Annotated in this window: 13 protein-coding genes and 1 riboswitch; all 13 genes read right to left on the reverse strand. The window is 53.3% G+C overall.

The genetic code is table 11. The features are described 5' to 3' along the window. Positions 1-55: 55 nt before the first annotated feature. Positions 56-823 carry a F0F1 ATP synthase subunit A gene (gene atpB, locus NSS83_RS17035; protein ID WP_036699217.1) on the reverse strand — a complete coding sequence of 256 codons (768 nt, stop codon included), beginning with the start codon at positions 821-823 and terminating at the stop codon, positions 56-58. A 29-nt stretch (positions 824-852) separates the two neighbouring features. Next, positions 853-1230: an ATP synthase subunit I gene (locus NSS83_RS17040; RefSeq protein ID WP_036699219.1), complete on the reverse strand. Its 378-nt coding sequence runs from the start codon at positions 1228-1230 to the stop codon at positions 853-855. Beyond that, entirely contained in the window at positions 1223-1456 is a 234-nt protein-coding gene (locus tag NSS83_RS17045; RefSeq protein WP_341183604.1) for an ATPase F0F1, read from the reverse strand. Before NSS83_RS17045 ends, NSS83_RS17040 begins: the two co-directional genes overlap by 8 nt. Positions 1457-1620: 164 nt before the next feature. Beyond that, positions 1621-2796: a UDP-N-acetylglucosamine 2-epimerase (non-hydrolyzing) gene (gene wecB, locus NSS83_RS17050; protein ID WP_341183603.1), complete on the reverse strand. Its 1176-nt coding sequence runs from the start codon at positions 2794-2796 to the stop codon at positions 1621-1623. A 64-nt stretch (positions 2797-2860) separates the two neighbouring features. Further along, positions 2861-3490, reverse strand: a complete 630-nt coding sequence (upp, locus tag NSS83_RS17055; protein ID WP_036721735.1) for a uracil phosphoribosyltransferase — start codon at positions 3488-3490, stop codon at positions 2861-2863. A gap of 443 nt (positions 3491-3933) precedes the next feature. Further along, entirely contained in the window at positions 3934-5181 is a 1248-nt protein-coding gene (glyA, locus tag NSS83_RS17060) for a serine hydroxymethyltransferase (RefSeq protein WP_341183602.1), read from the reverse strand. 59 nt (positions 5182-5240) lie between these two features. Then, on the reverse strand, positions 5241-5846 hold the full coding sequence (locus tag NSS83_RS17065; RefSeq protein WP_341185189.1) for a TIGR01440 family protein: 606 nt from the start codon (positions 5844-5846) through the stop codon (positions 5241-5243). 137 nt (positions 5847-5983) lie between these two features. Then, positions 5984-6067, reverse strand: a riboswitch (ZMP/ZTP riboswitch). Positions 6068-6116: 49 nt separating this feature from the next. Beyond that, positions 6117-6704 carry a low molecular weight protein arginine phosphatase gene (locus tag NSS83_RS17070; protein WP_341183601.1) on the reverse strand — a complete coding sequence of 196 codons (588 nt, stop codon included), beginning with the start codon at positions 6702-6704 and terminating at the stop codon, positions 6117-6119. 71 nt (positions 6705-6775) lie between these two features. Continuing rightward, positions 6776-7372: a manganese efflux pump gene (locus tag NSS83_RS17075; protein WP_341183600.1), complete on the reverse strand. Its 597-nt coding sequence runs from the start codon at positions 7370-7372 to the stop codon at positions 6776-6778. A gap of 328 nt (positions 7373-7700) precedes the next feature. Beyond that, the gene (locus NSS83_RS17080; RefSeq protein ID WP_341183599.1) at positions 7701-8873 is read right to left on the reverse strand and encodes an L-threonylcarbamoyladenylate synthase; all 1173 of its coding nucleotides are present in this window, start codon (positions 8871-8873) and stop codon (positions 7701-7703) included. Between the two features lie 151 nt (positions 8874-9024). Next, positions 9025-9816, reverse strand: a complete 792-nt coding sequence (spoIIR, locus tag NSS83_RS17085) for a stage II sporulation protein R (protein WP_341346115.1) — start codon at positions 9814-9816, stop codon at positions 9025-9027. Between the two features lie 107 nt (positions 9817-9923). Next, on the reverse strand, positions 9924-11120 hold the full coding sequence (locus NSS83_RS17090; RefSeq protein WP_341346116.1) for an FtsW/RodA/SpoVE family cell cycle protein: 1197 nt from the start codon (positions 11118-11120) through the stop codon (positions 9924-9926). Positions 11121-11289: 169 nt separating this feature from the next. Further along, positions 11290-12483 (reverse strand): FtsW/RodA/SpoVE family cell cycle protein, encoded by a 1194-nt coding sequence (locus tag NSS83_RS17095; RefSeq protein ID WP_341183596.1) that lies wholly within the window; start codon positions 12481-12483, stop codon positions 11290-11292. Positions 12484-12491 lie beyond the last annotated feature (8 nt).

Genomic DNA, 12491 nt, shown 5'->3' on the forward strand with positions numbered 1-12491 from the left:
TATAAAATCTCCCGCGAAGTATTCCGGCACCTGCCGCTATCCTCACGGCAGCTTATTAATGCGCTTCTTCCTCGTGGATCGTCATCTGTGCGATGTAGACCATCGTCAGAATCGTAAAGATAAAGGCCTGAAGCGCCCCGACAAAGATACTGAAGCCTTGCCAGATGGCCAGAAACGGAATACTGAACAGTCCCAGCTTCAGAATGACGGTAATCAGAACCTCGCCGGCAAAAATGTTAGCGAATAGACGAATGGCAAGCGCCACTGGCTTCGCCAGGTTCTCAATAATGTTCAGCGGCAAGAAAATTGGAAACGGCTCAATATAATGCTTGAAATAATGCTTGCCGTTCAGCTTGATGCCTAAGTAGTTCATGAGTACAAACACAACGATCGCAAGTCCTGCGGTTACGTTGATATCTGCAGTCGGCGATTTGTACCACAGAATCTCAGCATGCGCGCCATCGGCCAGGTTCTTAGTTGCTTCGATAACATGTCCGAAGACTGTAACCGGACCATCGGCCTCTGTAATAACGGAAAACGGCAGACCAAGGAGATTGGAGACGAAGATAAACAGTATCAGCGTCAATCCCAGTGATATGTAAGGCTTTCCCTTCTTCAGATCCATGGCGCTGCTGATCAGTCCCTGTACAAATTCAACCACCCATTCCATGAAATTCTGGAGCTTGGACGGATTCTCAACCGACAGGTTGCGGACGGAGAGCATGACCAGTACGAACACTATCACCGAGCTGATTACCAGCATCAGCACAGCAGACAGGTCAATCGGTATTCCGCCAACATAGATTAAAGGCATTTCGTGCATAGTATCATCCCCCTTTCTCTTTAATATGGCTACAGCTTATTCTTGATTCCTAGATATATCCCCACGGGAATAGCCAGAAGCTGGGGGATGAACAGGCCGATAATCGTTGCCTCCAGCGAGAAATGCTCATATTTGACTGAAAACATAGTAACCAGAATTCCAAAACTGATTCTTGTAGCAAAACCAAGACTGAAGGAGCTTTTCCCTTGCTTCGCCACCGCTGCTGTCACTCTTCTGACCTTGAGGGCTAGATAACGGAAATTAACCAGTCCTGCCAGCAAGCCGAGTGTCATTCCCAGAGTAACTGCACGGGTCTCATGATGGAGAGCCCACCCCATTACCAATCCTGCCATAATGATTACTGTCACCCTGGTGACGATATTGATTACGGGAGTCATATTATCCATTTTGCTCCCCCAAAAAATTTTTGATTAGCAAAGCAACATTCACAACGCCGAGAATCAACCCGGTAATTGTTCCGATAGCCAGCCAAAAAGCAGGTCCGTCCATCAGATTGCGCAGCCACTTTGCCACAAAAAAGCCTATTACAATGTAAGCGGCAAGCAAACTGCCCGCACCCGCGAGTACTAGAGCTGTACGCCCCAGTCCAGGCTCATTCTTTGATTCCTTCATAGGCTACAATCCCAACTAATTTTACTGAATATCCAGACTCTTTGTCAATTCACAGAAAATTGCCCAAAATCGCATGAAAATATGAAAATAATCACAGCAAAAAACACCAAAACCATATAAACCGTACAGTTTAACTGTATGCTGCTTTTATTAACGTTAGTATATTAGTTGTCTTGCCCTGTTTTATCATTTGTGAACATTGTGTGAAATTCTTCCGGGCGCTCTGGAGCGACTCCGAAATGGTGCAAAATCGCATTGACAATTCTTTCGGAGGCTTTGCCGTCTCCATACGGGTTGGCGGCCCGGCTCATCGACTGATACAGGTTCTGATCGGTCAAAAGAGCATGTGTCCGTTGATACACCTTCTCCTCGTCCGTCCCCACAAGCTCCAGTGTTCCGGCCTCGATCCCTTCCGGGCGCTCGGTTGTATCACGCAGCACAAGCACAGGAACTCCAAAGGAGGGAGCTTCCTCCTGCAGGCCGCCGGAATCGGTCAATATCAGGTGGGTATGCGGATAAAAGTTATGCAGGTCAACGACATCCAGCGGATCAATCAGCTTGATTCTAGGGTGTCCGCCGAGGATCTCATGCGCAGGTTCCTTCACTGCCGGACTCGGGTGCACGGGATACACAATGGCTACATCTTCAAATTCATCAGCGATTCTTTTGACTGCACGGAAAATATGACGGTGCGGTTCGCCTTGGGATTCTCTGCGGTGCGCCGTCATCAAAATAAGTCTTTTTCCTGAAGCAAAATCAAGGACCGGATGCCGGTAGTCCGGCTGTACGGTATATTGAAACACATCGGTTACGGTATTGCCTGTGATATAAATACTTGATTCTTTTTTGTTCTCGTGTCTCAGGTTACCCGCTGACCAGTGAGTCGGAGCAAAATGCAGATCAGCAAGCACGCCTGTCAGCTGACGGTTCATTTCTTCCGGATAAGGCGAAAGCTTGTTCCATGTCCGAAGACCTGCTTCCACATGCCCAACCTGAATCTGCTGAAGGAAAGACGCATAGCTGGCCAGGAAGGTGGTCAGGGTATCGCCATGCACAAGCACTAGGTCCGGCTTCACTTCGCGGAGCACGGGCTCCAGGCCTTCGAGCACCCGAATCGTGATCTCATTGAGCGTCTGGCGGTCCTTCATTACGTCCAGATCGTAATCCGGAGTAATCTTGAACACCTCGAGTACCTGATCCAGCAGCTCCCTGTGCTGCGCAGTTACACAGACAATGGACTCAATCTGCTCAGGATGTCTGTTCAGCTCCAGAACCAGAGGCGCCATCTTGATTGCCTCGGGGCGCACTCCGAAAATCGTCATTACTTTAATTTTGGACATAAGCCCTTCCCTCTCTTCTGAAAACCGTGGTCTATTGGATTGATACTATTATTATCTGTGCTTCTTACTTGGTACCGTACAGTCTGTCCCCGGCATCTCCGAGGCCCGGAACGATATAGCCATGATCATTCAAATGATCGTCAAGTGCTGCAACATAGATATCCACATCCGGATGAGCAGCTTGTACAGCCGCAACGCCTTCCGGGGCAGCAATCAGGTTCATCATCTTGATCTGGGTGCAGCCGCGGTTCTTGAGCGAGGTAATCGCTGCAATGGCAGAGCCGCCTGTAGCTAGCATAGGATCGATCACGATCAACTCACGTTCCTGGACATCCGTAGGAAGCTTGATGTAGTATTCTACCGGCTGAAGGGTGTCCGGATCACGGAACAGACCCACATGGCCTACCTTGGCTGCAGGAAGCAGCTTAAGCACACCTTCGAGCATCCCCAGACCGGCGCGCAGAATCGGGATCAGTCCCAGCATTCTCCCCGAAATCACCTTGCTCTGCGTTTCCTGCACGGGCGTCTGCACCGTAATGGTCTCCAGCGGGATATCACGTGTAATCTCATAAGCCATAAGTGTTGCTACTTCATCGACATGCTCCCTGAAGTCTTTTGTGTTGGTCCGCACATCGCGAATGAATGTCAATTTGTGCTGAATCAATGGATGATCGCAAATCACCAATTTTCCCATGTTGTCCCTCCGGTAATTGTAAGTCTTATTTATAGCCAAAGTAAGCGCCCGGCTTCTCAGGTGGCTAAATCCTATCTATTATATCATCACCAAGTCCTCTTTTCACCTACAGATAGACAAATCCGCAGGTCCCCCCGTTTACTGGGGAATTACCACACCATGGAAGCTTAAGGCAATATAGCCACCTCTCTGGATATAAAACAAAGCTTAGTTTGTACGATTAAGCGCTTTTAATACTATTCACAGTTCTTTCACTACTTTTATTGAAAATTCCATGAACTTTCATGTAACTTTCAGTATAATTCAAACGTTTTCTTGGGAGCCATTTGTGAACATTATGTAACAGCAATAGCGTGAAACATATACATTCTTATATTTTAAAAAAGCCCTTGCGTAAATCCGGCGGAACCGGGTACGCAAGGGCGATGTTAGAGGGACTCAGATTAATACTGCAATCCAGGGTAGATCGGATATTGTTCAGTCAGCTTAGCTACCTCGCGGGCTGCTTGGCTCAAGTTAGCTTCATCCTGCGGATTCTTGAGGACACTGGCAATAATCCGGCCGATCGTGACCATAGCCTGCTCATCCATTCCGCGTGATGTAACAGCCGGTGTGCCGATGCGGATACCGCTGGTGACGAACGGGCTGGTCGGGTCAAACGGAATCGCGTTCTTGTTGACAGTAATTCCGATGGAATCCAGCACCTTCTCGGCGTCCTTACCAGTAATGTTCAGGTTACGGGTATCGAGCAGGATCAGATGGTTATCGGTTCCGCCGGATACAATATTAACGCCTTCGCCGACCAGAGTCTCTGCCAGCACCTTGGCATTCTTAACTACGTTCTCGGCGTAAGTCTTGAATGATGGCTGCAGTGCTTCACCGAACGATACGGCCTTGGACGCAATCACATGCATCAGAGGTCCGCCCTGGGAACCAGGGAAGACCGCTTTATCAATAGCGGCAGCCCATGGCTGTCTGCACAGAATCATCCCGCCGCGCGGACCGCGCAGGGTTTTGTGCGTAGTTGTAGTGACGAAGTGGGCATGAGGAACCGGGCTCGGGTGAAGACCGGCAGCCACCAGACCGGCAATATGAGCCATATCGACCATGAACAGAGCGCCCACATCATTCGCAATCGAACCGAGTGCGGCAAAATCAATGGTACGCGGATATGCGCTCGCACCGGCAACGATCATTTTGGGGCGGTGCTTGAAGGCGGCTTTGCGCACTTCATCATAATCGATCAGGAAGGAATCCTCCTGTACGCCATAAGCCACGAAGTTATACAGAATGCCGGAAGCATTCACCGGGCTGCCGTGGGTCAAATGGCCGCCATGCGACAGATTCATACCAAGAACAGTATCGCCGGGCTTGAGTGCAGCCAGGTATACAGCCATATTGGCCTGTGCGCCGGAATGCGGCTGCACGTTGGCATGCTCAGCACCGAACAGCTCCTTGGCACGGTCGCGGGCCAGGTTCTCTACGATATCCACATCTTCACAGCCGCCGTAGTAACGCTTGCCGGGATAACCTTCGGCGTATTTGTTCGTAAGCACGGAGCCCATGGCCTCCATGACGGCTTCACTTACAATATTCTCTGAGGCAATAAGTTCAATGTTCGCACGCTGGCGGCTCAGTTCGAGGCCCATCGCTTCCAGTACTGCCGGGTCACTTTTACGCAATTGTTCCATGTTTCTAATTTCCTCCCTGTAACTCTGATTTATGTGGTGTTAGTTAAACCCTCTCAATTTCAGTCACAATTCGCGGAACCGCTAGTCTCAGGCGTGCGGTACACAGCCCGTTCCCCGCCGATCAGCGGCGGTCTGCTCCAAGCGGCATTTACCCGGGCAGCCCCGATATACCTCAGGCTAGGCCGGTAAGGTACAGCAATCCGGCGCAGATGCATGCCGATCAGGGTCTCCCCGATATCTATACCGGCATGAGCTTCAATGGACTCTGCCAGCACCGGATCTGTCATGGACTGGTAGGCCGCAGCAGCCATAGAGCCTCCGGCTCCCGGAATAGGTACAGCCGACACCTCTCTAAGGCCAAGAGCTTCCAGCAGGGCGCGTTCCATCACCAGCGAACGGTTCAAATGCTCGCAGCACTGATAGACCGGCTGAAAGCCAAATTCAGCTGCAACCTGCGCGATCCCCTCCAGCAGCTGCCGCGCAACCTCCAGCGCACCGCCTGTCCCAATCCGCTTCCCCGCCACTTCGCTGGTGCTGGCTCCGACGACCAGGATCTTCCCCGGACCGAGCTTACCCGCTACTGCAAGTTCACGCGTTACCGCAGCAGTGGCTGCGGCCAAAGAAAGTTCCCCGCTGCCGGTTAGCTGCTGCTCTGCAGCCGCCATACCGGATAAGCGTTCATCCCCTGATTTCTGCTTCAGGATTTCCCCCATCTTACCGCCCCCTTCAACCGTTTCTGATTTCCATGGAGATGCAACTTTTAAACAAAAAAGAGCAGTCCGCAGGTTGAACTGCGGATGTGCTCTTTTGCCCAGGCGACCGGCCGTTTATTCCAGGTGCTCCATCGTGGTTTCATCCACACTTGTCGCCAGTTACACCGGAACCGGATCATATTTATTACATCTTAAGGGATAGTCAGCAAAAAATCAACCACTTCAAAGCCTTCTCAGCGATTCAAGCTTATCAAGCAGACCGTACAGCGCCGTACGGATCTCGGCCGCCGCCAGCTCGTAATCTTCACGCGAGCCGCCGAACGGATCACTGATATCGAAGCTGGGGATACGCTGGCGGATCTCAATCATCCGCTGCATAGCCGCATCATCCGGTTCGGTGCCCAAAGCCAGATTCAGCTCCGCCTCCGCATACAAGCTGTCCAGCTCCCGGATATCGGCATTCACGGATTCCTGCGTCTGGACATACTCCTTAAGGGTATGGGTCTTGGTAACGGCGTCAGGAAAATACTGCAGCAAGTGCCGCTTATGCGCTCCTGTCAGGGTAAGGATCAAATCGGCCCAGGCTACCGCCTCCCCGTCAAGCTGTGAGGATACGATGCGGTCCTGAATCCCTTCATCCTGCAGAATGCCCGCAGCATGTCTGGATATGGAAGTACCCGGGACAGCAGAAACTCCGGCAGACCGCACCTCCACCTGAATGCCCCGCTCCTTCGCAAGCTTCCGCAGAAGCCCTTCGGCCATGGGACTACGGCAGGTATTACCTGTGCAGACAAATAAAATATGCAGCAACCTTTCCACCTCCGGTAAACATTATAATTTCGGTATGAAGCTTAAAAAGTATGGGTATTGCCGTTATTGTATCAGAAGATGAACATCAAGCCAAACGCCAGCAGGATGGCTCCGCCCAGCGCTTCCCCGTATTCTCCGAGTCCTCGGCTTACCCGCCGGCCCAGCAGCAGCCCCGTAATGGACATGACACCGCCGCAGGCACCGAAGGCCAGCACGGTTAGAATAATACTATTCACAAACATCCCGAGTGAAACCCCGACCGAGAAAGAATCTACACTAACACTGAGCGAGATCAGCAGCATCCCCCAGATCGTCCGGTGATCCATCTGCCGGCTGCTGCCGCCGTCGTCCTGGCGGAAGGAATTAAACACCATATGTCCGCCCAGCAGAACCAGCAGGCCTCCGGCCGCATAGGTGGTAACCTGTCCGAGCAAATGGCCGACATAGCTGCCTGTGAACAAGCCCAGCAGCGGCATCAGGACATGAAAAAAAGCAATCAGCAGGCTAAGCTGCAGCACATGCAGCAGACGGATACCCCTCATCCCGATACCCACGCCCAGCGAGAACGCATCCATCCCCAGCGCAACTGCCATAATAGCTATTGTTACTAACTGGCCCCAGCCGCCATGTATTCCGCCCCAACCCCCATATATTCCGTCCCAGCCCATGAATAACCCTCCACCCTGAGTCCGTAAGTTCTTGTACAACAACGATATGCGGACAAGATGGTATTCATGACTGTGAGGTGGATGGAAGGTACTGGAGATTCTGGCTTATCACGGACTGAGAAGCCGTTATTTTTGAGAAAAACCACTTTTGCGCGGGCTAACGGACTCCCATGCGCTTATCCGCTGACTTCCAACCCAAAATGAGCTGACGGAGAGGAAATAAGCACATGACAGTCCTTTAGGCCTGGAAAATGGACTAATATGCGAAAATAACGGTATTACGATCCGCAAGGCCATCAGGAATGAACGGGGGGATAATATTTCGGCGTTAGTCGGCGTCGATTACCGTATCACCGGCGGCTTTCATCAGCCGGTTCATGATGGCTGCGCCGAGGCCCGTGACCGGGCAGGCCTCGGCCAGAATGTACGTGGCCCCCGCTTCGTCAAAACGCCGCAAGGCGGCATACAGGAAGCGGGCAGCCTCCTCCGGCGAGGACAACGAGCCGAGAGACACCGTGCAGGCGGCCGGGTCGGCGGGATACAGGGCTCTATGCTCCTCGAAGAGGAGCAGGCCCGTGATCTCGCCCGCCCGCTGCGCCGCCTGCAGCAGCCCTGCGGCGGTCTCCGCCACGCGCTGCGCGGAGGAGCCGCGTACAATGCCAAGCGCGCCGCGCGGGGCATAGTGCGTGTACTTCATGCCCGGCGCGCGCGGCGCCGGGCTGCTGCCGGCGGCCGGCTCCGCTGCGGCCGCTTCAGTGCCGGTCACCGCCGCGAGCTGCTCGGCGGTGATGCCCCCGGGACGGAGCACGGCTACCGTCCCGTCCGGCTGCACCTGCACCACGGTCGACTCCAGGCCGACCCCGGCCGCGCCGCCGTCCAGAACCCCGCCGATATATCCGGCGAGGTCTTCCAGCACATGGGCGGCCCGCGTCGGACTCGGCCGCCCGGAGCGGTTGGCGCTGGGCGCGGCAACCGGACAATCCGCCGCGCGCAGCAGCGCAAGCGCGACCGGATGATCCGGCATGCGCACGCCAACCGTATCCAGGCCCGCCGTCACCAGCGGCGAGAGGACGCCGGGGCGGACCGGCAGCACCAGCGTCAGCGGGCCGGGCCAGAAGGCATCGATCAGCGCCGAGGCCACCGGATGCACCTCCGTCACCAGTCGTTCGAGATTCTCCCGCCGGGCAATATGCACGATCAGCGGGTTATCAGAGGGACGGCCTTTGGCGGCGAATACCGCTTCTACCGCTGCGGTATTCCGCGCATCTGCGCCCAGTCCGTACACCGTCTCCGTCGGAAAGGCCACCGTCTCCCCGCTCCGCAGCAGCGCTGCCGCTTCCGAGATCATGCCCAGGTCACTCCCGCCCGGCTGCCAACCGGCAGAACTCCCCAATCCGCCGTCCGTTCCCGCCTCACCGGAAGCAAGGCTCCAGTACAGAGTGGACTCTATATGACCGCTGCGGCGCTGGGCCGCGAACGGTGAATGCTTATCTTCTGTCATCTATCATCACTAGCTTTCTGATTGAATTATTACGCCAAAAACGGCCCCCTCAGGCGGAGCCGCTTCTGCTCAAGTGCTGCAATCATCGTACCATATCCGGCGCAAAAACTGTAGAATCCAATATCCGTTTACGCCATGCTTCTCAGGACATTCAAGCGAACAGCCCGCAGATCCAGCTCCAGATATTCTTCAGCAGCTCCCACACGAAGAACTTCACCTTCGGTGCCTCAGCAGCATCACCCGAACTTCCCTCCTTGTTAGCTGAATCAGAGAGACTGGATACTGCCCCTTGTCCTTTTCCATCCGCAGCCTTCACCTTCGCGCCGTCTCCCGAAGCCTTTGCTGAGACCTTAGTAACATCCTTCGCCCCTGCCTTCGCAGCAGCCGGTTCCGCAGCCGCAGCATCCCCGGTTCCCGCATCGATGAAGCAGAGAGGCGGAAACAGCACACACCACCAGTTCTGCCCTTTGCCTGCGCCAAGCGTGACCCGGACGGCCTCATATTCTCCGGCAGGGTAGACCCGGCCGCCATACATTTTGGTCGGAAAAGGAACCGTGCCCAGCTCCACCTGATAGCCGTATTCAATCCCGCGTTGCGCCAGCTCTCTGCCCACCAGCTCATTCAGCTCCGGCAGATGATTACGGATCAGGGCACGGGCCTGCTCCAGACTCTGCGGATCTTCCAGCCCGGCCACCCACTGATTAATCTGCTCCACGATCCGGTCACGAATCTGGCGCTTGACCAGCTGATCCCCGGTGCCGTCCGAATTCGCCAGTATACGCAAGCGGATGGACTCCTGCGGGATGGATACCTCTGCTACAGCAGCATCACTTTTTTGCCCTTCCCAGGCCATCATTAGAATCATAAAAAAACAAATTAAAATGGCAGTATACTTAAAGGTAATCCGCAGGGAATCCCCCCGCTCCAGCTTAACATCCTCCATCCTTCCGCAGCCCCTCTCCCTCTGAACCTCTTATGTTCCCAGTATGTCCAGGAATGAGAGACTGCAAACCTAGTAATCTATTATTTTTGAAGTAGGAACCCTAACGGCTAAATTTTGGACAAAAGGGATTTACCCTTCGTGTCCGGCTGCGGCAGCGGGAGATCGTCCTCCACATCCTGCCCGTAGAGCCTTACGCTCATCGCTATCCCCATACAGGCCATATTAATCAGCAGCGAGGTCCCGCCGTAGCTGATGAATGGCAGGGTAATGCCGGTCAGCGGCATCAGTCCGGTCATCGCCCCGATATTCTCCAGAATCTGATACAGCAGCATCGCCACGATCCCGACAATCAGGAGCGGCCCGCCGCGGTCTCTGCATTCCAAGGCAATCAGTATTAATCTGTGAATCAGGATAAAAAAGAGCATCAGCAGCGCCGCTGCACCCAGGAAACCGAATTCTTCCCCGATCTGCACAAAAATCGATTCTGAATACAGATACGGCACACGGTTGCTCTGTACGGAGCTGCCTTGCAGATAACCTTCCCCATCCAGCCCGCCGGAACCAATTGCCGTCTGGGCATTTTTGGTCTGATAGCTCGCAGTGCTGCTGGCCAAATCAGGTACCAGCCAAGGATCAAACCGTTTGATGAAATGTTCCTTGCCCAGACCTTTTTCGATAAAATGAACCATCTGCTCATGATAGTGAATATAGCTTAGAACGAAGCCCAGAATCATTCCGCCCGCAATAATCATCCCAATCAGAGCATGGGAGAATTTAAGATTCCCGATCCACAAAAGCCCAAGCAGAATCACGATATAACTGAGCGCATTGCCCAGATCATTCTGGAGAATAACCAGCGCGAACGGCATTAACGCGATTAGGCTAAGCGGCACGACATCCCGCCAGAAGCGCAGCGGATTTCTTTTTTTACGGACAAGCATGGTGGTTAGAAAAATAATCAGAATCAGCTTGAACAGCTCCGCCGGCTGAATGCTTAAATCTCCAATACCGATCCAGCCCTGGGCACCATTCTTGACCTTGCCGAAAAAGCTGACCGACAGCAGAATCCCGATCCCGGCGATGTAAATATAAAGTCCATACCGCACCAGCAGGCGGTAATCGAACAGGGTGATCAGGATAAACGCGATGAAGCCCAGCGCATAATATTTCAGCATGGTGATATGCATACCGTCCAGGTCGTCTCTTCCGTGAGTCACGCTATAAATGGAGAAGATACAGATCCCCATCAGCACAATCAAAATAAGCACAATGCTGCCGTCTATTCTTTTGATTCTCTGCAACATAAGGATATAACCCCTTACCTTCTCCGGATTAGGAATCCGCCCGCTGCATTCAGCCAGGCTTCAACCCACTAATTTCCATTGTAATTCAATTGGGAACAAAAAAACACCGGAACCCTTCGTTAACGAAGAATTCCGGCATTCTGGTATCGCTCAGCTATTCTCAAGCAGGTCAGCTTCTTTTGGCGGGAGCCGGTGAAGAATATAGCGCAGGAGTCGGCAGATCCTCCTCTACCTCTTGCCCATGCAGACGCACGCTCATGACAAGCCCTATGCTCGCCATATTGATCAGCAGTGAGGTTCCCCCGAAGCTGATGAACGGGAGCGTAATCCCCGTCAGCGGCATCAGGCCCAGGAAGGCCCCGATATTCTCAAAAATCTGGTACAGCAGCATCGCCACCACCCCGACGATCAGGAACGGCCCGCCCCTGTCCTTGCACTCCAGTGCAATTAGTATCATCCGGTGAATCAGGATAAAGTACAGCAGCAGCACCAGCGCCGATCCGACAAAGCCGTATTCCTCTGCAATCTGTACAAAAATAGAGTCCGAATAGGTGTACGGTACACGGTCGGTCTGCACCGAACTGCCCGTCATATAGCCTTCACCGCTCATTCCGCCGGAGGCGATCGCCATTTTGGCGTTCTTTGTATGATAGATCGCTTTGGCCGTCGCCTTATCCGGCACCAGCCACGGATCGAAGCGCTCGATCCAGTGCGAGCGTTTGATATCTACCAGGAAATCTTTAATTTCATCGTGATAATGAATATAGCTCATAATTCCGGCAGCCGCAGAGCCGCCTATAACCAGCAGCCCGATCAGCGCATGGGTGAATTTAATATTACCGATCCACAGTAGGCCGATCAGAATAACGATGTACGAGAGCGCATTTCCCAGGTCATTCTGGCTGATTACAATCACAAACGGCAGGAGACTGAACAATGCCAGCGGAACCACATCGCGCCAGAACAGCAGCTTATTCTTTTTTTTGCGGACCAGTACAGCCGCCAGGAACAGAATTAGAATTAGCTTGAACAGCTCAGCCGGCTGAAGACTGAAGCTGTTGCCGAACTTGATCCAGCCTTGTGCGCCGTTCTGCTCTGTGCCGACAAAGCTGACCAGCACCAGAATGCCAACCCCTGTGATATATACGTATAGCGCATATTTTACAAGCAGGCGATAATCCACGAACGTCAGCCCGATAAAGGCAACGAAGCCCACGATATAGAATTTGATCATCTTGATATGCGACCCGTCCAGCCTATCGCGCCCGTGGGTCACACTGTATATGGAGAAAATGCTGACCACCATCAGCAGCACAAGAATCACCAGGATGACGCCGTCAATCTTCTTAATCTTCTGAAGCATATTCTGTC

This window comes from Paenibacillus sp. FSL H3-0469 (assembly GCF_038051945.1).
Classification (GTDB): domain Bacteria; phylum Bacillota; class Bacilli; order Paenibacillales; family Paenibacillaceae; genus Paenibacillus_AQ.